Source organism: Coprococcus sp. RTP31081st1_H1_RTP31081_211007, from assembly GCF_040227275.1.
Taxonomy (GTDB): domain Bacteria; phylum Bacillota; class Clostridia; order Lachnospirales; family Lachnospiraceae; genus Coprococcus; species Coprococcus aceti.
In genome coordinates, this window is the sequence record NZ_JBEHVP010000006.1 from 34,168 (window position 1) to 56,450 (window position 22,283).

The following is a 22,283-nucleotide window of genomic DNA, read 5'->3' on the forward strand; positions in this document are numbered from 1 at the left end:
ATTTTCTTATTATTTATTTAAAGAGGAGGACATAAGAATGAGAAAGAAAGTTTTATCATTAACACTTGTTGCTGCGATGATGGCAGGATGCCTTGCGGGATGTGGCAACGCAGATTCAAAGGACGAAGGAACAACAGCAGCTGCTGGCGACAGCACAACACAGGCTGCAGCATCAGATGATGCGATTCAGAACTTAATTGATGCAACAACAGGAACTGTAGATCTTTCGGTATGGGCTTCTGAGGAAGATCAGGATCTCACAACACAGGTTATTGAAGAATTCAAGAAAAAGTATTCAGATGTTGACTTCAACATCACACTCGGAGCCGAGTCAGAGTCAAAGACAAAGGATGATATCCTGGTAGACGTTGAGGCTGCTCCTGATGTATTCGCATTTGCTGATGATCAGATCAATGAGCTGGTTAAGGCTGGAGCACTTCAGCCGGTACAGGCTACATATACTTTTGATGTTGCAAACGAGAATGTAGCAGCTTCTGTTGAGGCAGCTTCTGTTGATGGAACATTATATGCATATCCAATGACAGCAGATAACGGATACTTCATGTTCTATGATTCATCAGTATTCACAGAGGATGATGTTCAGTCACTGGATGCTATGATCGAGGCAGCAAAGAAGGCAAATAAGAAGATTGCTATGAACGTATCAGATGCCTGGTATGTATACTCATTCTTCCAGGGTGCAGGTCTTGACCTTACACTTAACGATGACGGACTTACAAATACATGTACTTGGAATCAGGCAGGCGGTACAGACGTAGCTCAGGCAATTCTTGATCTCTTTAAGACTGGCGCATTTGTAGATATGGATGATCCTACACAGGCAACAGCAATCGCTGAGGGTACGATCTGTGCAGCAGTTAACGGAACATGGAGAGCGGCAGACGCTCAGGCAGCATGGGGCGAGAACTATGCAGCAGCTAAGCTTCCTACATACACAGTTGCAGGCAAGCAGGTTCAGATGGCTTCATTCTCAGGATGCAAGCTTGTAGGTGTAAACCCACATTCAAAGAACGTAGGCTGGTCAATGCTTCTTGCTGAGTATCTTACATCAGAGGATACACAGGTTACAAGATTTAAGCAGAGAGGCCTTGGTCCTTCAAACATCAACGCTTCAGAGTCAGAAGAAGTTAAGGCTGATCCAGCTATATCAGCTCTTGCAGCTCAGGCAGCATATGCAACACCACAGCGTGTAGGCGGCAACTACTGGACACCAGCTGAGACACTTGGTTCAATCCTTGCCCAGGGTAATCCGGACGGAACAGATCTTCAGAAGCTTCTCGACAATGCTGTAGAAGGAATTGAAGCACCTGTATCACAGGAGTAATCTCAATTAAGAAGTACTTTGAATAATATTTATAGGTTATAATGAGAATGCCTCATATGTCATTCGTGGCATGTGGGGCATTTTAAAAAGAGAGGAGCTTTTTCATGAAGAAAATATCAGGATTCTTTAAAGCCATAGGAAGATACTTCAAGAATTTTGGTGTTGCTTTTGCAAAAGGTGATATATGGGTTAAGCTCTCAGCGGTTATCATGGGTGCAGGTTACTTCGCAAGAAAGCAGATCGTCAATGGTTTGATCATGCTCATCGTTGAGGCTGCGTTTGTGTTGATGTGCGTAGGCTATGCGGCACCAAACCTTGCCAAATTTGGAACTCTTGGAACTGTAAAGTTTGAGCAGGTATTTGATCCACTCACCATGCAGACAACCACTAATAATTACGACAATTCTTTCCAGATCCTTCTCAATTCGGTGGTTGCGTTGTTCATCATACTTATATTCGTGCTTTTCTACATTCACAATATCAAGACAGTGTACAAGCTTCAGCAGATGAAGGAAAATGGAGAACATATAAATACATTCAAGGAAGATATGAAGTCACTCTTCAACGAGAAGTTTCACATAACACTTCTCACACTTCCGACAATTGGTGTAGTCATAATGAATATTCTGCCGATACTTATTCTTATAGCGGTGGCATTTACCAATTATGACCAGCAGCACCTTCCACCAAACTCACTGTTTACATGGGTGGGCTTCAAGAACTTCGCAAGCCTGTTTTCAAACAGCATGACAGTCACATTTGGATATTCATTCAGAAAGGTTCTTGGCTGGACACTTGTATGGGCGGTCATGGCAACATTTACCACATTCATAGGCGGTATCCTTCTTGCCAAGGCGATCAATTCCAAGACAACCAAGCTGCCAAAGATGTGGAGAACACTTTTCATCATATCAATAGCAGTTCCGCAGTTCGTAACACTGCTTTTGGTTAGAAACTTCTTCGCTGATTCCGGTATTGTGAACACTATCTGCTCAAATATTGGTATCACAGACATGCTTAAGCATGTAGGACTTGTCGGTGAACATCTTACATATATACCGTTCCTGACCGATCCTCACTGGGCAAAGGTAATGATCATTCTCATCAATATCTGGGTCGGTGTTCCATACCAGATGCTGATCGCAACAGGTGTTCTGATGAATATACCTACAGATCAGATCGAGAGTGCAAAGATTGATGGAGCAACAAATTTCCAGGTGTTCTGGAAGATCACAATGCCATATATCCTGTTCATTCAGGGCCCGGCACTTATAACAGACTTTGTAAAGAATATCAACAACTTCAACGTAATCTACCTGCTCACACAGGATGTATTCGTCACACAGAATCAGGCGCTTGCCAATTCGCATGCAAAGGAAGTTGACCTTCTTGTTACATGGTTGTTCAGACTTACAAATGAATACTACGACTACAAGATGGCATCTGTTATCGGTATCATAGTATTTATCATATGTGCAGCATTTACACTTATATCATTCTCAAGAATGATCTCAGGAGATAAAGAGGAGGAGTACCAGTAATGAAGAAAACAATAGGTTCGATCGTTAAACATATCGTATTACTTGTCCTCGCGGTTATCTGGCTGGTTCCGATCATCTGGCTGGTTGTCACCTCATTCAGCGGATATAAGGGAATCAACACAGCGCATTTCTTCCCAACTAGCTGGTCTATGGACAACTTTGTTCAGCTGCTCACAAGACCTGATTCGGTTGTGCAGTATGTGTCATGGTTCAAGAATACACTTATCATTGCAGTATTTACATGTATCATCTCTACTATATTTGTAATTATGGTCAGCTATGCGATGAGTTGTATGAGATTCAACGGCAGAAAACAGATCATGAGTGCGTCGCTGATACTCAATATGTTCCCTGGCCCACTTCTCATGATAGCAATTTACTTTATCCTGAAGATGCTGGGACTTACAAACAGCCATTTCGGTATGATCATAGTTTACTCAGCGGGATCGGGACTTGGATTCCTCATCATGAAGGGATTCATGGACACAATACCAATGTCACTTAAGGAGGCTGCCAGACTTGAGGGCGCTTCGGAGGCAAAGATATTTACGAAGGTAATTCTTCCTCTGTGTAAGCCAATAGTAGTGTATCAGGTAATCAGTTCTTTCCTTATACCTTGGGGCGATTTTGTATTCGCAAAGCTTATGCTCAACTCAGGAGTTTCGAAGGACTGGACAGTAGCTATAGGTCTTTACAATATGCTTGAAAAATCACTTGTCAACAAATACTTCTCAGTATTCTGTGCCGGCGGTATCGTGGTAGCTATCCCTATCTCAATACTGTTCGTCATCATGCAGAAGTACTATGTAGAGGGTGTAACTGGCGGTTCTGTAAAGGGTTAAGGCGGACGGTCTGAGAGAAATGAGAAAATTTATTTTGGGCAGGTGTCTGCGTACCGGATGGACCACATATGGATGGTGGTGTGGATGCCTGCTATAATTAGCCCTAAAATAGGGCTGACAGGATGAAAAATGAAGATATTGTCACTTGTTAGGGGACGATCATCTTTAGATCAAAAGGTTACAACATATATGAAATAGGAGATTTAAGATATGGAGAATACATTTATTGTAAACATTATCCATCGTCCTGAGATGGTTCCTGAGTATGCCGAGAAGGTTACAGGCCATGGTCAGGCAGAGGATATCGGAAGAAAAGCTCTCCTCACAGAGTCACTGGACATATTCAAGTTCCAGCAGGAGACAGCTCACAAGAACGGACTCAAGACTACTATTCAGATGACATATGCCAGTCTTTTCAATGAGGAGGCTGTGTCACTGGCAAAGGAGCACCACGAGAAGTACGGAGATGAGATAGCGCTCTCACTTCTCGGACTTCCTTGCACAGAGTTCAGAGAGAAGTACAAGACCAAGGACTTCTGTATCTGGATGTTCTCAATGGAGGACAAGAAGAATATCGTTGATGACGTATTTGGAAAGTTCCATGATATATTTGGCTTCTACCCTGAATCAACTGGTTCATACTACATGGACGCCGAGCTCACAAACTACATCAAGGAGAAGTACCCATCAGTCAAGTGTGCAGTTGCAACATGCTGGGAGGAGGGCCCTAAGGCTTACCACACATGTAACAACTCATGGTACACACTGTTTGATGGCGGCCCATGGAATCCATGGATACCTTCAAAGCAGAACACACATGCACCTGCAGCAAATGAGGCTGAGGACAGCGGAATCGTCGCTATCCCTCATCTTTCAAGAGATCTGCTGGCATGTTACGATGGAAATGGTTCTAACTTTGGTACACATCCACAGAACGTTCTCCGTGGAATGATCTATGACAGCAAGACATGGGAGTACCCATATCTGTACAACCTTATCGACCAGTATCGTCATCTGGCTAAGTTCAACAATGGATATTCATACAACATGATGTTCGTTGGACCGGGCTGGCTGAATAAGATGGGACGCTGGGAGGCTCCATACGAGCTGCTCAAGAAGAGCTACGAGGATGGAATGAAGTATTATGGCGACCTGAAGAAGGAAGGCAAATGTATTGACATGACAATGGCTGAATTTGCTGACTTCTACAGAGAGAACAAGACATACGAGGAGCCTGAGTGTGCTCTTTGGAAGGATATACTGTACGGATCAGACAAGCAGATATTCTGGTACTGCGATCCATACATGAGAGCCCAGATCAACATGGATCAGGGCGGTGCGATCGTTGACCTCAGACCATACGCTGCAAAGCTCAACTGGCCTGTAGGTATCGGAACTCCACATGTTCAGGATGCTTCATATCCATTCCTGATCCAGGAGAAGTACAGAGCAGGATATTTCACACACTATGCTGGAGAGGGTACTGTAAGAAGTGCCAAGATCAGCTACAAGGGTGAAGAGGTCGACCTCTGTCTGTGCAGAACAAAGGCAACATTCTCGCAGGAGGGAAGCACAAGAATCCTTACACTTGACCCGGTTGACATCGAGTTCTACGATCTGACAGTTAAACTTCAGACAAAGATATATTTTGAGGAGGGTTCATCCAAGATAAGACATGAAAGAACTATCCTCGAGATGAGCAACCCTGATGCAGAGGTTGAGATCAATGAGTACATGGTGGCATGCTACGGTACAACAGAGTACCCAGAGGACATGACAGGAATCACTCTCACAGCAAAGAATGCTTCAGAGAGCAAGTCACTCACATATGAGTACAAGTGCAGAGAAGAGGATCTCGCAGGCGCCGATGAGGTGTCAGCAGTTATACCTGCGATCGAGACAAAGGCTGCCATGGGAGCATCAGGCAGTGACGCAACAGGATATTTCAAAGAGGGATATGCGTTCTCGCCAATGTTCACTCTTGGTTATACAAAGACACTTAAGGATAAGGAGGTATTTTCAACATGGCTCAGTCTGGAAAAGGCAAATTAAATTACAGATGTCCAATGTGTTTTATGAGAGATCTGGATATAGATATGTTCTATGATAAGGACAAGAAGGAATACTACTGTATCCGTTGTCAGTATGTTGGACCAGAGGAGGACGTTCTGGCAAAGAACGAGCTCATCAGAATAAAATATGGAAGAATGTATGACAGGATTACATTTGACGACTAGGTGACAGATGTCATCTTGATAGAAGGCCGCCGACAGATGAAGATGAACTGGTACATCAGGGGTATGCAGAACATTTTTCTTCGGCGGCTGTTCTTGGTTATAACAGGTAGTAAAATAAATGCAGGTGAAGGAGACAAAAATATGGCAGATTATATAAAGGGCGTGGATCTCTCCGCTGTTGCCGAGGTTGAAGAGCTGGGTGCGAAATATTATGACAATGGTGTGCAGGGAGATATATTTGACATACTTAAGAACTATGGTGTGAATTCTGTGAGACTTCGTCTGTGGAATGATCCGTACACGGAGGACGGCGTACCTTATGGTGCGGGCACAAATGACCTTGAGGTATACAAGAAACTCGCGAAGCGCGCTATGGATCATGGAATGAGCATTCTGCTTGATTATCACTACAGTGATTTCTGGGCTGACCCGGGCAAGCAGAGGGTGCCCAAGGCGTGGAGAGGCATGGATGCGGATCAGCTTGAGCAGGCTGTGTACGACTACACAAGGGAGACTCTTTTAGAGATGAAAGATGCGGGCGTTTTACCTCAGCTTGTTCAGGTTGGAAACGAGCTTACAAACGGACTGATGTGGCCGCTGGGACAGAAGCCGGAGTATGACAATATCGCGAAGTTTGTGAGCGCAGGAATAAGGGCGGTCAGATCGGTTGACTCTGATATTCCGGTCATGATACATCTCGACAATGGCGGCAACAATCCTATGTATGTGGACTGGTTTGATAACTACATGGAAAGAGGAGAAAATTTTGATATAATTGGAATGTCGTATTATCCGTTCTGGCATGGAACCATGAAGGAGCTGGAGGCAAATATGCGGGATATGGCGGATAGATATGGCAAAAAGATAGTTATTGCTGAGGTTTCCATGGGATTTACCATGGAGGACTATGCTGACTATGAGAAACTGGGGCCTGACGATAGAAAGGGCTATGCCACAAAACCTTCACTGGTGGAGAATCTTGACTACTCTATGACACCTGAGGGACAGGCGGAATTTATGAACGACATAATGAAACTGATAGATGATGTTCCTGGTGGTGATGGCTTTTATTATTGGGAGGCAGGCTGGATACCAGTACCGGGAAGCGGCTGGGCTACGGAAGGTGCTCTGTCATATATAGAGGAGTCTGGACCATGCGGAAATGAATGGGCAAATCAGGCACTTTTTGATTATGACGGACATGCTCTGCCGGCACTTAAGACTATACGTGATTACAAGCCGCTGCACAGCGACTATCCACTTAAGTGAATTATGGGGACGGAGGTGTCTGTCCCCTCCGTCCCCGTGGTTTCTGATAGTAAAGTACATATTTTTGATACATTTGGATATGTTTTGGTTGGGCGGGTCTGTGTATAATATATACAGATGCGCCCTTTTAATATATTTGGCAAATTTACAGATGGGGGACAGGACGGGTTGTTCTGATTGATCAGGAGGTAAGGTATGAAAAAAGTAGCATTGTTCATGGATGGCTGGAAGAGGTATTTCACCTACGCCTGGCCGCTGGGATTTATGCAGAAGATAAAGGAGGCCAGGGCTGATGTGAATTTGTACATATTCAACAGCAATGGCAATTGGAACAGGGACGACGGTTACAGCTATGGAGAATACAATATATATAATCTGCCGGAGCTGACAGACTTTGATGGGATCATAATATCTGTCAACAATATCAAATATCCGGAAGTCACGGCGGAACTGCTGGACAGGATAAGGAAGAGCGGAGTTCCGGCTATAAGCCTCGAGACTGCTTTTGACGGTCTGCATTTTGTGGGTATAGACAATTATGATGCCATGTATGACATGACTCGGCATATGATAGAGAAACACGGTGCGAAGAAGGTGTGGTATCTTGCCGGACCGAAGGACAACTATGAGGCTCAGGAGAGATGCCGGGCATTCAGGGACTGTATGGATGAATATGGCCTGACTGTGGATGATGAGGATGTCCTGTTTGGAGATTTTGGTTTCAATGACGGTGTGACGGGCTTTGAGGAGCTGCTCAGAGCACATGGACATACGTGTATAAAACACGAGAAGGATGGACCTGATTACGGCGGCCCTGCGGAGGTGTACGGTGAGATAACCAGTGGCAGTTTTGCGGATTCTGCTCCGAATGCCGAGGCTTCGAATAATGATGAGATGGATGATAGAAGGCTGGAAGAACGGGAGATAGTGAAGAAGATCCTTCCAGATGCAATAATCTGTGCAAATGACAACCTGGCTGTGGGTGTGTGCAACAGAGCTGAAGCACTTGGACTTTCAGTGCCAAAGGATTTTAAGGTTACAGGATTCGACAACTTTGATAAAGCAGCGTACTATACGCCGCGCATAACAACGGTGAGCAGGATCCGTGAGAAGATCGGAGCTGCGGCTGCAGAGATCATGTTGAATATATGGGCGGGAAACAATCCGGATACCAGCTCCTATATAGATTATAATTGTATATTTACGGAGAGTTGTGGCTGTGGCACGGATGCTATGCTGAACGGCAGACAGTACCTGAAGAATTATATAATGGGAGTTGTGGAACGCGAGGAGATAGATGAGAGCACACTTGACTTCACGCATTTGCTCAGCAAATGTGGTGATTACAGTGGCCTTTATCCATGTGTACAGACGGCATATTCACAGGCAGAGTGTAAGAAATGCGTTATGGTTGTCGACAGATCCCTTGTGGAGATGGGGGAAGCTGGCCCGACTCTCTCAGCAGCATACGATGAGGATGTATTTGCTGTGAAAGGCTATCCTCAGAGAATGCAGATCGTGTACAGGCAGGGCATAGCTGATGACGGTGACGATACATACCATAGTATGTTTCCTCTTTTGGATGATGAGACAGGCGGCAATATATTTTTATTTGCGCCATTTCATTTCGGAGAAAAGGCAGTTGGGTTCTGCTGTGTCGAAAATGGATATTACCTCATGGATAAGCAGCTTTGGTCAACTGTAATGAGCGAAGTGAATGTAGCCATGATAAACCTGTTCAACAAATGGAGGCTAGAGCAGATCAATCAGGAGCTTACGGCGATATCCATAAAGGATCCACTTACCCAGATATATAACAGGGAAGGTATGAGACAGATCGCCGCAAAGGCATTTGACAAGGCTGCGGGTCAGGGCAGGGCACTTCTCATAATGTTTGCCGATATGGACAAGCTCAAATATATAAATGACACTTATGGTCACGAGTACGGAGACAAAGCTATAAGGAGTGCCGCAAGAGCCATAGCAGGTGGAGGCGGAATAAGCAGTATTCCGGTTCGATACGGCGGAGATGAATTTGTATCCATATCTATATATGATGAGACGGAATCTCCTGAGGAAAGAAAGACGGCGATCCTTGAGAAAGCCAGGGAGATAGCTACACAGGAGAAGCTTCCATTTGCCTTGGAGTTTAGTATAGGTTATGTTATAACAGACCCGGATGGTGATAAAACCCTTGAGGAGTATGTGAGGGAGGCGGATCACAGCATGTATCAGGAGAAGATACAGAGAAGGGTAAGCAGATAATAATAAAAAATTATCAAAAAATGGAGAATCAGGTTTTATGTGCTGATTCTCTATTTTCATTTGGTATGTTATAATTAACTGTCATGATCCAATTCGCCGTTCGCCAATCATGCAAGCGTGTTGGCTCACTTGCGCTCATTATATCATATCGACTGTCGGCTCAATGAGGACATTCGCATTATGACGTCTTGCGCAAGCGCATCCGTCGCAATGCTCATTATATCATGTGGACACAACGTGGATTATTTATATTAGATACTTAGGATCAAAAGGAGGATATACAATGTTTAAGAATGTAACAGACACAGTATTTTATGTGGGTGTGGATGACAAGGACATAGACCTGTTCGAGAATCAGTACATCGTGCCAAACGGAATAGCGTACAACTCATATGTCATCATGGACGAGAAGATAGCTATCATGGACATGGTGGATGCAAAGTGTGCAGACCAGTGGTTTGCAAATGTGGCAGAGGTGCTTGGCGACAGAAAGCCGGATTATCTCATCATATCCCATCTTGAGCCGGATCATTCCGCCAATCTTGGTGATGTGCTTGCAAAGTATCCGGATATCAAGATCGTGTCGAATGCCAAGCTTTTCGGAATGCTTCCAAATTTCTTCGAGGTTCCTGTGGCTGACAGAAGCGTGACAGTTGCGGAGGGACAGACACTCTCACTTGGAAGCCATACGCTCCAGTTCTTCATGGCTCCTATGGTCCACTGGCCTGAGGTTATGGTCACATATGAACAGAGTGAGAAGATACTTTTCTCAGCGGATGCATTTGGCAAGTTCGGCACTCTGGATACCGACGAGGACTGGGCATGCGAGGCGAGAAGATATTACTTCAATATAGTAGGAAAGTATGGAATGCCTGCACAGGCACTTCTGAAGAAGGCAGCAGGACTGGATATCCAGAAGATATGTGCACTCCACGGACCAATCCTCACAGAGAATCTTGAATATTACATAGGCAAATATCAGCTGTGGTCAACCTACACACCTGAGGATGAGGGAATCTTCATCGCATACTGCAGTCTACATGGCAACACAGAGAAGGCTGCAAAGAAACTGGCGGAGATACTTGAGGCAAAGGGTGCGCCAAAGGTTGCGATATCAGACCTCTCAAGGGATGATATGGCAGAGTGTATAGAGGATGCATTCAGATACGACAGACTGGTTCTGGCAGCCCCAACATATGATGGCGGTGTGATGCCTGTCATGGCGGATTTCATCAACCACCTGAAGATGAAGGCGTACCAGAAGAGAAAAGTGGCATTCATTGAGAATGGTTCGTGGGCTCCAATGGCAGCCAAGCTCATGAAGGAACAGATGTCAGCGATGAAGGATATAGAGATCGTGGACGAGCACGTGACCATAAAGTCCGCGTTCAAGCAGTCGGATGTGGCAGCACTCGAAGCTTTGGCTGGAAAACTGTTATAAGAGATAAGGATAATAAACATAAAGTAAGTCTGAAACCGACTTACATACGTAGTTATTATTCATCTAACAGGTGAGTTGTCACAATAAAGTTGTTACACAGAGTTGCTATACATATCGTGAGCAGGGAATTTGAGCCCGCCGGTCCTTAGGTGACGCTGTGAGGCGGCACCTTAGTACCGCTGCAGGGCGAAATAAGCGGAAGCAACCCAGCGAATGATATGTATACCAACTCTGTGTTCAAAGAAAAATTGGCAACTCACCGTCATATCAATAATATAAGGAAGGTGTAAGACATGGCTAAGTCCATGGTTTCCGGTAAGCCCCTCAGTCTGATGCTGCAGTTTGCCACCCCGCTCTTGCTCGGCAATCTGCTCCAGCAGACGTACAATATAATAGATGCGGCTATTGTGGGGCAGATACTGGGAGATAAGGCTCTGGCTGGAGTTGGAGCAAGCAGCAGTATACAGTTTCTGGTTCTGGGATTCTGTATGGGCTGTTGCACAGGATTTGGTGTTCCTGTTGCAAAGTTTTTTGGTGCAAATAATCTGCACAAGATGAGAAAGTATATATTTAACGGCGCGGTGCTGACGGGCATCATAGCGTTGATAGTCACGATTGTATGTTCGGTGTGCTGTAATCAGATACTTCATCTGCTTTCGGTTCCGCAGGATATATATGACAAGGCATATGCTTATCTTATAGTTATATTCCTAGGAATTCCGTTCACACTCATGTACAACTATCTGTCAAGTGTGCTCAGGTCTCTGGGAGACAGCAGAACGCCGTTCGTGTTTCTGGCGTTCTCGGCAATACTCAACATATTCCTTGACCTGTTCTGTATAGTTGTCCTCAAATGGGACTGCGCCGGTGCGGCTATAGCAACCATCACGGCACAGGCGGTGAGTGGAATATTGTGTCTTGTATATATCTTCAAGAAGGTTCAGATCATGCATCTTGAGGCGGAGGACAGGGAGATAGAGGGCTCTGCAGTGAAGGAACTTCTCGTCATGGGAATTCCGACAGGCCTGCAGTTTTCCATAACCGCCATAGGAAGTATGGTCATGCAGTCTGCAAATAACAAGCTGGGAAGCGTGTACGTGTCAGGCTTCACAGCCGGTATGAGGATAAAGCAGTTCACTATGTGTCCATTTGACGCATTTGCAACGGCGGCATCTGTGTTCTGCAGCCAGAACCTTGGCGCCGGACAGGCAAAGCGTATAAAGCAGGGCTTGTGGCAGGCGATTGCTGTTGCAGTTGGATACGGTATAGTCGCAGGACTTGTGATGATAATATTTGGAAGACCGCTCTCCATGATATTTGTCAAGAAGAGCGCAGTGGATGTGCTTGACGCATCTGCCAAGTATCTCAGATGTATGGGCTGCTTCTACTGGAGCCTTGGAATACTGAATGTTGCACGAATGGTGACACAGGGCCTGGGATATTCCGGCCGTGCCATATTCTCCGGCGTCACGGAGATGCTGGCAAGGATCATAGTCAGCCTTGGATTTGTCGGAACGTTTGGATTCACGGCCATCTGTTTTGCTGACCAGACAGCGTGGGTCACAGCGACCATCTATATATTGCCGACATGTCTTTACTGTGTGAAGAAGTCCACGGCGAAGATTGCTGCGGCAGAGTGATAAATCTTAACCTGATTTTAATCTTTCTCATATTTTAGATTAATCATCGGTTGGTATAGTAACAACATCAGTTGATGATATCAGCAGCAAACGATAAGAAAGATGACAGATCATCGGAAGACGATGAAACTAAGATAATGAGAAAGGGTGCAAAGATCATGGATAAACTGGAAAAGGTAGAAAAGTTAAGAGAAAAAACAGGCGTAAGTTACGAGGATGCAAAGAATGCGCTTGAGGCATGCGATTACGATCTGCTGGATGCGATCATTTATCTTGAGAAGCTTGATAAGGTGAAAGCCCCTGAGGTGGAGAGCTTTACCACAGGCGAGGAACAGAAGACATCAACAGAGTTCGAGCAGGCACAGCAGACATATACAAATGACTGCAATAAAGTGACGTTTGGACAGATGATGGACAAATTTTTCAAATGGTGCGGCAAGGTGTTAAAGAAGAGTGTGGATAGCACATTCATAGTAGAACGCAGAGGCCAGACCATGATAAACGTTCCGGTGCTGGTGCTTGTGATCGCACTTATACTTGCATTCTGGGTAGTGCTTCCACTTCTTGTGGTAGGTCTCTTCTGTGAGTGCAGGTACCATTTTGAAGGAATCGGCGACATCAACGTAAACCTTAATAGCGCATGTGACAAAATGGCAGACTCAGTTGACAACCTTAAGTCCGACGTCAACAACAAGTAAAAAATGAAAAAAAGAATATCTTTTACCGATATTCTGTTAATTACCAGCTGACATCGTTTGTTGCGAAGAAAGATAGGCGTAATTGCAGAGGTATATTTCACAGGCTTACTTCAAAACCAAACTATATCAGCGTCCGTCATAAAAGAAAGGAAAAAGATATGGCACAGAAGATTCTCATTGTGGAGGATGAAGAGAAAATTGCAAGATTTGTGGAGCTGGAGCTGCTGCATGAGGGATACGAGGCGGAGAAGGTATTTGATGGAAGAACAGGGTTGGACAAAGCTCTGTCCGGTGGCTTCGACCTCGTGGTGCTGGATGTGATGCTTCCGGGACTCAACGGTCTGGAGGTGCTTCGAAGAATCCGCAAGGAGAGTGATGTGCCGGTCATCATGCTGACCGCGAGAGATGCGGTCATGGACAAGGTATCTGGTCTTGATGCCGGTGCAGACGATTATCTCACCAAGCCATTTGCCATAGAGGAGCTGCTTGCCAGGATAAGGGTTGCGTTGAAGAGACGCGGAGTTGCGGAGGTTCACACACACAGGATAGAGATCCGTGGAGTGTGCATGGACACCGACAGACATGAGGTCACAGTGTGCGGCGAGATAGTTGAGCTGACAAACAGGGAATTTGAGCTGCTCAGGACGCTCATGGAAAACAAGGACATCGTGATGGACAGGGAGAAATTGCTCAGTGCAGTGTGCGGATACGATTACCTTGGAGAGACAAACATCATAGATGTGTATGTGAGGTATCTGAGAACAAAGATAGATGACAGATTTGGAGTTAAGCTGATCACCACCGTCAGAGGTGTCGGATATGTTATCAGAGAATGACCATTTTGGATGCCAGGATAGAGCAGATAGATATGTGACAAGCCAGCAACGCATGGCACGGATACGCACAGATAGAGAGAAAATACATGGGAAAGAAAACTAACGAAAACAAAAGAATGTCATCGATAGCCAGAAGGATAAATATGAGCTTCTGGCTAAAAGAACTGGGCAATGTGATACTTATAGATATCGTCATTGCCTTTCTTATTGTAAGCGCATTTGCCGTGTGGGGAAGAAAGCAGCTTCCACAGGGCGTGGGAGGAATGAGATATTACGTTGAGAAAAATGAAGATGGCGGAGCGTATGAATATATAATAGAAGGGTCAGATGAGAAGAAGTACAGATATGACGTTAAGATCCTTTGGGATATCATAGAGCTTCCGGGCATTATATTGCTGGGGATGGAGACTATAGCGTTGTTTGTTGCGTTGTTCAGGACAGCGGATGTCAGAAGGAGATTAAAGCCGTTGAACGATCTGGCAGTTACGGCGGAAAAGCTCAGCAAAGAGCCGATGGATCACAATAAGATAGACGATCTGGAGAAAGCCATATCGCACCTGTCTGCGGATGATGACGAGCAGGTTATACACACCGGAGACAAGGATCTCCAGAGCATAGAGATCGCGCTTAACAATCTGCTCAGAAATATGAAGGAAAATGAGAAACGTCAGATGAGATTTGTGTCGGATGCTTCCCACGAGCTCAGGACGCCTATTGCGGTGATTCAGGGATATGTGAATATGCTCGACCGATGGGGTAAGGATGACGAACAGGTTCTGGAAGAGTCCATAGAGGCGCTGAAAAATGAATCCCAGCACATGAAGGAGCTTGTGGAACAGTTGTTATTCCTTGCAAGGGGCGACAGTGGAAGGCAGCACCTGAACATGGAGAAAACCGATCTCAACCGCATGGTAAGTGAAGTGTGGGAGGAGTCCATGATGATAGACGAGAGCCACAGATATGAGTTCCGTGGTACTGAGAATGAGGCGTGTGTGCTCGGCGATGTGGCGATGATCAAGCAGTCCGTCAGGATATTTGTCCAGAACGCGGCGAAGTATTCTGAACCCGGCACGGCCATAATACTCGGTGTAAAAGAGGAGCCCGGTTATGTCAGTTATATGATAGAGGACGAGGGAACCGGAATGAATCCGGGCGATCTGGCTCATATATTTGACAGATTTTACCGCTCGGATGAGGCCCGGAATAATGAGACCGGAGGTTCAGGTCTTGGCTTGTCCATCGCTAAATGGATAGTTGATGCCCACGGAGGTACCATACAGGTAATATCCAGAGCGGATATAGGTTCGAGATTTATTGTGAGGTTCCCAATATCCAAATAGTATAAAATAAACAAAACTCTGGCTGTTCTTTCATAGCATTCAGATCCCCCGCATAGACTGTAAAAACAGAATATGCGGGGGCTTTTTCTTTGAAGGATTACATAGAAGAGCGGGCAATCGAAGCGGCAAATTATATCATAGACACAAGGGCGACTGTGAGACAGACAGCGGACAAGATGGGTATAAGCAAATCAACGGTGCACAAGGATATAACGGAACGGCTGGTCCGTATAAGACCCATGCTGGCGGCCCAGGCCAGGGTGGTGCTGGACGCCAACAAGGCGGAGAGACATATAAGAGGAGGGCTTGCCACGAGGGAGAAGTATCTGCATGTCACAAAGTTTTAACATAGCTTATGTTGTATTTTTCTCTGATTTGGGTTAAACTTTTGATGATTATATAATAGTGGACTAAGTGTGGGCTATTAGAAAATGGCAGTTTAACTATAGATTAGAGGTTAGGATATGAGATTTATTCATGTTTCGGATGTGCATTTGGGGATGATTCCTGACAAGGGAAAGCCTTGGAGCGATGTCCGTGCGAAAGAGATAGAAGAGACATTTGACAGGATCCTGGATATTGCGGAGGAGAGAAAGGTAGATCTGCTCCTCATTGCCGGCAATCTGTATCACAGTGCGCCGAAGGCAGCGGATCTTGCAAAGCTTGATGCCAGACTTGCAAAACTTACAAATACAAGAACGGTGATCATTGCGGGCAGTAGTGATTACATTGAAAGTGGATCTCCATCGGAGAATTATGAGTTCACATCGAACACAGTGCTTCTTCCGGCTGGGGAGTTCAGCAATGCGTATTTTGAAGATATAAATACCTGTGTGACCGGTTTCAGCTATGGACAGGCGGAATACACGGAGGATTTCTCAGAGGGGATAGATGCCCAGACGGAAGGCGCTGTCAATATACTTCTCATGCATGGAGGAGATGCCAGCCACAGTCCATTTAATTTCCGAAAGCTGGCTGACACAGGATTTGACTATGTGGCACTCGGACACCTGAGAAAGCCGAAGCACATGGTGAAGAACCGTATGGCATATCCGGGATCGCCGGAGCCTTTGTCACCTTCTGACACAGGAAAGCATGGCTTTATTTATGGACAGATAATAAACGGAGAGACAAGGATAAAGTGGGAGCCTGTTGCCTGCAGGAATTACATCAACCTTGGACTTGAGATAAAGCCGGAATATACTGACAGACAGATCGAGCATGCTGTTCTGAAACAGATCGATAAGATGGGAACGCAGAACATATATCGGGTTATCCTGAAGGGCCAGAAGGGGCGCGGAGTGAGACCTCAGTTTGATGATGTGTCTCAGGATTACAAGATATATGAGGTTGTGGATAATACGATGTTCGAGTACAATGCTGATGGTCTCAAGAGGGACAATGAGCACAATGTACTTGGAAGATTTATCGCTGAGTTGTCCGGTGAGGATGACGAGGTCAGCAAAAAGGCACTTGAATATGGTCTTGAGGCGATCATAGCAACTGGAGAAAAGTAATGTATATAAATAAACTTTTTTTGAAAGAATTTGGAAAATTCAATAACAAAGAAATAAAGCTGGACAAAGGCTTGAATGTGCTCTATGGAGAGCCCGGAGCCGGCAAGAGTACGATCAGGGATTTTGTGTCCGGTATACTGTATGGTATGAATAAAACCAAGGGTCTTGGAGCCCGGGGAGACAATTTTGCATTAAGAAAGCCATCCGGTGGAAATGGATATGCCGGAAAGGCACAGGTGACAAATGCTGGAAAGAGTCATCTTATGGAGAGAAATTTCAACATGTCTACGGACGGTGCAACGCTCACTGATATAGAGAGCGGGAAGGATGAGAGACTTGTGTCTAAGAATTCCTACAGAGGTGTCCTGTTTGATATGGACAAGAGCACATTTGTGGATGCAATGTGTGTTGATCCGCCGGAGGAGATGGGCGGAGATGACAAAGCTTTGTGTGACAGACTCGAGAAGTATCTTCAGAATATCAAGGAGACGGGCTGCAGCGGAATAAACAGAGCAGACGCAGTGGCGTATCTTGAGAACGAAAAGAAGAAATATGACAATCAGAAGTATCTGGTTCAGATAGAAGAGCTGGAAGCCCAGATGGATGAGCTGGGTGAAGTTGATAAGGAGCTTGAAGACATCCGAACTGCCAGACGTGAGGAGCTTGATGCTTATAATATGGAGATCGCACGTTTGAAGAGAGAGGCAAGGCAGCTTGTGAATGAAAAGGATGCTGAGATCCCTGACGATGATGAGGACAGGGAGCGAAGCAGAATATTCCTCGAGGTTGAAGCTATAGATGATGAGGACGAGCTGAAGGAGAAAAAGAAGCAGGAGAAGAAGGACAAGAAGCTGACGGACAATATATTTGTCATAATGGCAACAGGAATACTGGTTGTTGCAGTGGTCATGCTAGTGGTTCACCTTGTTGGTTTTCAGAAGTCCATACAGCAGCTATTCACGATATGTACGATTGCGTTTGTTGCTATAACCATCATAGATGGATTGTTCAGGAAAGGCGCATTTGACGGTGATAAGCTTCCGTCTGAGGAGGAGTTCAGGAGAACCATATATGAGATGGGAAGAGCAACTGAGTCGAGGACGGTTCGCGTTGAGATAGACAGAGCTTTTCAGGAGGAGCATGACAGGAAGCTTGATATGTTCAAGTTCCAGGAGCATGATGCCATAGAGAAGAGGGATGCCTACTATGAACTCAAGGAGAAGAGAGACGCCATATTTGCCGATTATGATGTGCTTGAGACTGAGAAGAAGGCCATAGATAAGGCTATCAATACCATAATGGACATATCGGAGGAGTTCTCAGGACTGTTTGCCGGTATAGACGGCAGAGTATCGGATATTCTTAGCGCACTCTCCGGTGGACAGTATCAGGAGGCAAAGCTCGATGATGAGATGCATGTTGCAGTGAAAAAGGATGACCATTTCTTCAGGGCGGAATTCCTGGGACATGAGGTCGTTCGGCAGGTGTATCTGGCTGTGCGGCTGGCTGTTGCAGAGATACTTAACAACGAGAAAATGCCACTTGTGCTGGACGATGTGATAGATGTGACCGATGAGAGTCAGCTCACGGGAGTGCTCAAGGCGATGAGTATGGTGAACACGGAGCAGACGATATTGCTTACATCCGATAAGGATCTGGTTAACAGACTTGAGGATATGCATATAGCATGCAATGTGGTGACATTGTAGAAAGTTTCTAATAATAAATAATTAAAAGACCTGCGGAAGCTTGCGATACATGGTATGTATCAGGTGAGCTTACGTAGGTCTTTTTTGTAAGTCTATAATTGTATATTAGTAATTCTCGTAGTTATCTGAGATAGTGTGCTTCTCCTTGTACTCAGCAATTCTCGCACTGATTCTCTCTGATGGATCAAGAAGATCGCTGAGAGATGCATCGTGGTTGAGGTGATCGATAATGAGTGCAATGTACTTGCTCATGTCGGCTGATACATACCAGTCGCGGTCTGCAAGCTCAGGAAGCTGATAAGTGAGGTTGGTTGTGATGACCTTCTCAATGAGACCTTCCTCGTGACACTTGTCAAATACCTCAAGACCCTTGGTGAAGAGACCAAATGTAGCAAGTGCAAATACTCTCTTAGCCTTTCTTGCCTTGAGCTGCTTGGCAACATCTATCATACTCTCGCCTGATGCGATCATGTCGTCGATGATGATAACATCCTTGCCTTCAACTGAATCACCGAGGAACTCATGGGCAACGATAGGATTACGTCCGTCCACAACTCTTGAGTAATCTCTTCTCTTGTAGAACATACCTACATCTACACCGAGAAGGTTAGCGAAGTAGATAGCTCTGTGCATAGCACCCTCGTCAGGTGATATAACCATCATGTGGTCGTTATCTATCTCAAGATCAGGAGTTGATCTAAGAAGTGCCTTTACAAACTGGTAAGTAGGCTTTACGTTCTCGAAACCGCTCTTTGGAATAGCATTTACAACACGTGGGTCGTGAGCGTCAAATGTAACGATGTTGTCTACACCATACTGCTGAAGCTCCTGGAGCATAACTGCACAGTCGAGGGACTCGCGTCCTGATCTCTTGTGCTGACGGCTCTCATACAGGAAAGGCATGATGACAGTGATCTTTCTAGGCTTGTCTGTCATGGCAGAGATGATTCTCTTCAGATCAGCATAGTGATCGTCAGGAGACATTCTCTGAGTCTGGCCACCCATGGTGTATGTGCAGCTATAGTTTCCTACATCAAGCATGATATATATGTCTTTACCGCGGACTGACTCGTTGACAATACCCTTTGCCTCACCTGAACCAAATCTAGGGCAGTCTGCCTTGATAAGGTAAGAGTCCTTCTCGTAACCGTGGAATACGATGCTTGACTTGTTCTCGTTCTGACGGTTCTTTCTCCATTTTACGATATAAGAATCGACCTTCTCTCCGAGAGGTACAATGCTCTTATGAGCAATGATTCCTAAGCTTCCTACAGGTATTGTTTCCAACTTGCTATCGTCTGGCATAATAAAAATCCTCCTAATCTGCTTTCGTTGTCTACCTTTTGTTCCTGGCTATGCTTTTCATTCTTTTTACATAGCGGATGTTATCTCCGTAGAGATTGAAGATGAGATAGCTATCAACTATTCGTGACATGATACGCTCTGTATACCTGTTCTTGAATTCCTGCAGATCAAGATTGGTAGAAATGAGAGTAGACTGTCTCTTGATAGTTCTCGTATTTATAATCTCAAATAACTGAGACAGGACAAATGAGTTGGTGTACTCTGTGCCAAGATCGTCAATTATAAGAAAATCGCAGTTATATATGTAGTCATACAGCATCTTCTGATGCGGTTCATGACCACCCTTTATTATAATGTCCTGTAAGATATTATCAAATAAATTTATCGCCGACAAGTATAAAACTGTATAACCTTTGTCTAAAAGTTCCTTAGCGATACAATTTGTCAGGAAGGTTTTGCCTGTTCCGGTCTCTCCATATATAAGAATGCCCGGTCTGCTGTCCTGAAAATTCTCTGTGAACTGTCTTGATGCAGACAATATGCTCTGTGCATTCTGGTAAGGAGTGTAATTGTAGCCAGCAATGTGTTCATCTCTGTAGAAATCAGGATTGAAGCTGGCAAAATTCTCCGTCTCCAGCACCTTCTCTATGGTGGACTGCTGGTACAACTGGCTGATGACCATGTGTTTCAGACATGAACATGGCTTACCATCTACATATCCGCTGTCTCTGCATGCGGGGCAGTTGTATATCGGTGCCAGATAATCGTCAGGGTATCCGGTCTGTGCCATGAGCTGATGCTTCTCATCGCGGAGAGCGTGGTTCTTCATGGAGAGTGCTTCTTCATCCACTTCCTGATGCAGTATCCTTGCCCTTGATGCCTGGACGGCACTGTGGGCGATGGCATCGTCGATCTCCTTTATACGAGGGATCCTGGCATATACCTCAGCTTTTCTGTTGTCCTGTCTGCGAAGATTGTCCTGTCTGATCCTGCTCAGTCGGGACAAAATATCATCATAATTTATATTGCCCATAATATGTATATATTACCTCTTGTCAAGATTGAGTTCATCTGCAAGCATCTGTTCCAGCTTGTCCAACTGGTTGGACATGTCTGTCTGCTTGAAGTTCGCAAATCCATTCGGATTCCTGGTGGCTGCAGGCTGCGCTGTGGCCGCTGATTTCTTCTTGAGGAACTCCTGATCGAGCAGTTCGACATCCCTAATGGATTGTACACCATTCTTATGCCAGTTTTCAAGAATTCCATTGACATATGCGAAGTTGGCGGACTGTGGCTTGGAGATTATGGCCTTCTCACATGCCAGAAGGATAAGATCCTCTGAGAAATTCATCTCACCTGTCCACGCGTCAATGTATGCGGTCTCTATGCTGGTAGGATTGCTTCTGCGTATTCCGAGTGCAGAGAAGACCTTTCTGTAAAATGGGTTGTAGGCGGAGCTGTCTGCCTTGGCCTTGTCAACCGTGTCGATTCCTTTTTCATACCATGCTATGGCTACGGTCTCCGCATATCTGAAGCTTGCCTTGCCCATGGTCAGACAGTATTCGATCAGATATTCGATGAGCTCCTGGGAGAAGCCAAGCTGGTCGTATATGTATATGAGACTTTCTGATTCAGGCATGGAAAGCGGTCTGCCAAAATATGCCTCTGTCTCAAACATAATATCAGAGAGAACCTCGTCCTCCTGTTTCTTCCTAAGAAATTCTGGTGTAACTGTTATCTTGTCAGGCAGAGTGCGCTCCGGCACCTCGGCCTTGTCTTCGTCTGTGATCGTCGCCGTGATCTCGCTGTTGTTATCGTCATCCCCGGTGGAATAATCCATGCCGAGAATAGAGAGGTCGTCAACTCCGCTGTCGGAGGAGATGCCCTTGTCGTGAAGAGGGAGAAGAGTTATTCCTGTAAGCTCCTTCTTCTTGTTGTAGTTGAGTTTCATAACATCCTGGCTTATCCAGTATTTTATGGCTCTGCAAATATCCTTCTCTGTGAGATTAAAATGATCTGCTATGTTGGCGACAGACACGGGTTTACTGGAAGACATAAGTCTGACCAGATACAGATATACCTTAACAAACTCTCCGCTGGCGGAGGTCATGTAATAGTCTATAAAAAAGTTTGATATAGAGGAATATGTTTCGTTTTTTTCTGTTGTAATAGTAATGTAGCTCATGTCAAAAAACTCCTTGATCATACTCCTGAAATAGCGCATTTCCCTTAGCGCAAATGCATTATAACATGAACTTTTTGGAATGCAAACAGAACATACAGTCGGTTGGGAAAAAT

General features: G+C 45.2%; 18 protein-coding genes. 15 read left to right on the forward strand and 3 right to left on the reverse strand.

The window, feature by feature from the left end; genetic code table 11:
• Positions 1–37: 37 nt before the first annotated feature.
• The 15 genes from ABUA31_RS10380 (at position 38) to ABUA31_RS10450 (ending at position 18,680) form a co-directional block, all read left to right on the forward strand.
• Complete coding sequence (locus ABUA31_RS10380; protein ID WP_015534549.1) at positions 38–1,345, forward strand: extracellular solute-binding protein; 1,308 nt, start codon at positions 38–40, stop codon at positions 1,343–1,345.
• A gap of 104 nt (positions 1,346–1,449) precedes the next feature.
• Positions 1,450–2,886, forward strand: coding sequence for a carbohydrate ABC transporter permease (locus ABUA31_RS10385; RefSeq protein ID WP_055272114.1), 1,437 nt, complete (start codon positions 1,450–1,452; stop codon positions 2,884–2,886).
• Positions 2,886–3,728 carry a sugar ABC transporter permease gene (locus ABUA31_RS10390; protein WP_022217052.1) on the forward strand — a complete coding sequence of 281 codons (843 nt, stop codon included), beginning with the start codon at positions 2,886–2,888 and terminating at the stop codon, positions 3,726–3,728. Before ABUA31_RS10385 ends, ABUA31_RS10390 begins: the two co-directional genes overlap by 1 nt.
• A 210-nt stretch (positions 3,729–3,938) precedes the next feature.
• Positions 3,939–5,780 carry a DUF3863 domain-containing protein gene (locus ABUA31_RS10395; protein ID WP_349818612.1) on the forward strand — a complete coding sequence of 614 codons (1,842 nt, stop codon included), beginning with the start codon at positions 3,939–3,941 and terminating at the stop codon, positions 5,778–5,780.
• Positions 5,753–5,965, forward strand: coding sequence for a hypothetical protein (locus tag ABUA31_RS10400; RefSeq protein WP_015534553.1), 213 nt, complete (start codon positions 5,753–5,755; stop codon positions 5,963–5,965). The genes ABUA31_RS10395 and ABUA31_RS10400 overlap by 28 nt, the downstream gene beginning before the upstream one ends.
• Before the next feature lie 141 nt (positions 5,966–6,106).
• Positions 6,107–7,234, forward strand: a complete 1,128-nt coding sequence (locus ABUA31_RS10405; RefSeq protein ID WP_055222476.1) for a glycoside hydrolase family 53 protein — start codon at positions 6,107–6,109, stop codon at positions 7,232–7,234.
• A 195-nt stretch (positions 7,235–7,429) separates the two neighbouring features.
• Positions 7,430–9,499, forward strand: a complete 2,070-nt coding sequence (locus ABUA31_RS10410; protein WP_055280137.1) for a diguanylate cyclase — start codon at positions 7,430–7,432, stop codon at positions 9,497–9,499.
• A gap of 283 nt (positions 9,500–9,782) precedes the next feature.
• A complete protein-coding gene (locus ABUA31_RS10415) occupies positions 9,783–10,940 on the forward strand; it encodes an FprA family A-type flavoprotein (protein WP_055272120.1) in 1,158 nt (385 codons plus the stop codon).
• Positions 10,941–11,233: 293 nt separating this feature from the next.
• Entirely contained in the window at positions 11,234–12,580 is a 1,347-nt protein-coding gene (locus ABUA31_RS10420; RefSeq protein WP_349818611.1) for an MATE family efflux transporter, read from the forward strand.
• Positions 12,581–12,654: 74 nt separating this feature from the next.
• Complete coding sequence (locus ABUA31_RS10425; protein ID WP_015534557.1) at positions 12,655–13,278, forward strand: UBA domain-containing protein; 624 nt, start codon at positions 12,655–12,657, stop codon at positions 13,276–13,278.
• A 158-nt stretch (positions 13,279–13,436) separates the two neighbouring features.
• The gene (locus ABUA31_RS10430) at positions 13,437–14,114 is read left to right on the forward strand and encodes a response regulator transcription factor (RefSeq protein ID WP_055272124.1); all 678 of its coding nucleotides are present in this window, start codon (positions 13,437–13,439) and stop codon (positions 14,112–14,114) included.
• A gap of 86 nt (positions 14,115–14,200) precedes the next feature.
• The gene (locus ABUA31_RS10435; protein ID WP_055272126.1) at positions 14,201–15,454 is read left to right on the forward strand and encodes a sensor histidine kinase; all 1,254 of its coding nucleotides are present in this window, start codon (positions 14,201–14,203) and stop codon (positions 15,452–15,454) included.
• An 89-nt stretch (positions 15,455–15,543) separates the two neighbouring features.
• Complete coding sequence (gene spoIIID / locus ABUA31_RS10440) at positions 15,544–15,801, forward strand: sporulation transcriptional regulator SpoIIID (RefSeq protein WP_055222251.1); 258 nt, start codon at positions 15,544–15,546, stop codon at positions 15,799–15,801.
• 117 nt (positions 15,802–15,918) lie between these two features.
• Positions 15,919–16,971, forward strand: a complete 1,053-nt coding sequence (locus ABUA31_RS10445) for a metallophosphoesterase family protein (RefSeq protein WP_022217036.1) — start codon at positions 15,919–15,921, stop codon at positions 16,969–16,971.
• The gene (locus ABUA31_RS10450) at positions 16,971–18,680 is read left to right on the forward strand and encodes an ATP-binding protein (protein ID WP_349818610.1); all 1,710 of its coding nucleotides are present in this window, start codon (positions 16,971–16,973) and stop codon (positions 18,678–18,680) included. Before ABUA31_RS10445 ends, ABUA31_RS10450 begins: the two co-directional genes overlap by 1 nt.
• Positions 18,681–18,785: 105 nt before the next feature.
• Here ABUA31_RS10450 and ABUA31_RS10455 read toward each other — a convergent pair whose 3' ends face one another.
• Genes ABUA31_RS10455 through ABUA31_RS10465 form a run of 3 tightly spaced genes read right to left on the reverse strand, consistent with a single transcriptional unit; the run spans position 18,786 to position 22,170 of the window.
• Positions 18,786–19,985 (reverse strand): ribose-phosphate pyrophosphokinase, encoded by a 1,200-nt coding sequence (locus ABUA31_RS10455; protein ID WP_015534565.1) that lies wholly within the window; start codon positions 19,983–19,985, stop codon positions 18,786–18,788.
• A gap of 31 nt (positions 19,986–20,016) precedes the next feature.
• Complete coding sequence (locus ABUA31_RS10460; RefSeq protein ID WP_015534566.1) at positions 20,017–21,018, reverse strand: ATP-binding protein; 1,002 nt, start codon at positions 21,016–21,018, stop codon at positions 20,017–20,019.
• Between the two features lie 12 nt (positions 21,019–21,030).
• Positions 21,031–22,170 (reverse strand): DnaD domain protein, encoded by a 1,140-nt coding sequence (locus ABUA31_RS10465; protein ID WP_055280305.1) that lies wholly within the window; start codon positions 22,168–22,170, stop codon positions 21,031–21,033.
• Positions 22,171–22,283: the final 113 nt, after the last annotated feature.

What these genes read in the sequence shown, in the direction of transcription:
- ABUA31_RS10380 (WP_015534549.1), top strand. Translation starts at nt 38, where the DNA reads ATGAGAAAGAAAGTTTTATCATTAACACTTGTTGCTGCGATGATGGCA.
- ABUA31_RS10385 (WP_055272114.1), top strand. Translation starts at nt 1,450, where the DNA reads ATGAAGAAAATATCAGGATTCTTTAAAGCCATAGGAAGATACTTCAAG.
- ABUA31_RS10390 (WP_022217052.1), top strand. Translation starts at nt 2,886, where the DNA reads ATGAAGAAAACAATAGGTTCGATCGTTAAACATATCGTATTACTTGTC.
- ABUA31_RS10395 (WP_349818612.1), top strand. Translation starts at nt 3,939, where the DNA reads ATGGAGAATACATTTATTGTAAACATTATCCATCGTCCTGAGATGGTT.
- ABUA31_RS10400 (WP_015534553.1), top strand. Translation starts at nt 5,753, where the DNA reads ATGGCTCAGTCTGGAAAAGGCAAATTAAATTACAGATGTCCAATGTGT.
- ABUA31_RS10405 (WP_055222476.1), top strand. Translation starts at nt 6,107, where the DNA reads ATGGCAGATTATATAAAGGGCGTGGATCTCTCCGCTGTTGCCGAGGTT.
- ABUA31_RS10410 (WP_055280137.1), top strand. Translation starts at nt 7,430, where the DNA reads ATGAAAAAAGTAGCATTGTTCATGGATGGCTGGAAGAGGTATTTCACC.
- ABUA31_RS10415 (WP_055272120.1), top strand. Translation starts at nt 9,783, where the DNA reads ATGTTTAAGAATGTAACAGACACAGTATTTTATGTGGGTGTGGATGAC.
- ABUA31_RS10420 (WP_349818611.1), top strand. Translation starts at nt 11,234, where the DNA reads ATGGCTAAGTCCATGGTTTCCGGTAAGCCCCTCAGTCTGATGCTGCAG.
- ABUA31_RS10425 (WP_015534557.1), top strand. Translation starts at nt 12,655, where the DNA reads ATGATATCAGCAGCAAACGATAAGAAAGATGACAGATCATCGGAAGAC.
- ABUA31_RS10430 (WP_055272124.1), top strand. Translation starts at nt 13,437, where the DNA reads ATGGCACAGAAGATTCTCATTGTGGAGGATGAAGAGAAAATTGCAAGA.
- ABUA31_RS10435 (WP_055272126.1), top strand. Translation starts at nt 14,201, where the DNA reads ATGGGAAAGAAAACTAACGAAAACAAAAGAATGTCATCGATAGCCAGA.
- ABUA31_RS10445 (WP_022217036.1), top strand. Translation starts at nt 15,919, where the DNA reads ATGAGATTTATTCATGTTTCGGATGTGCATTTGGGGATGATTCCTGAC.
- ABUA31_RS10450 (WP_349818610.1), top strand. Translation starts at nt 16,971, where the DNA reads ATGTATATAAATAAACTTTTTTTGAAAGAATTTGGAAAATTCAATAAC.
- ABUA31_RS10455 (WP_015534565.1), bottom strand. Translation starts at nt 19,985, where the DNA reads ATGCCAGACGATAGCAAGTTGGAAACAATACCTGTAGGAAGCTTAGGA.
- ABUA31_RS10460 (WP_015534566.1), bottom strand. Translation starts at nt 21,018, where the DNA reads ATGGGCAATATAAATTATGATGATATTTTGTCCCGACTGAGCAGGATC.
- ABUA31_RS10465 (WP_055280305.1), bottom strand. Translation starts at nt 22,170, where the DNA reads ATGAGCTACATTACTATTACAACAGAAAAAAACGAAACATATTCCTCT.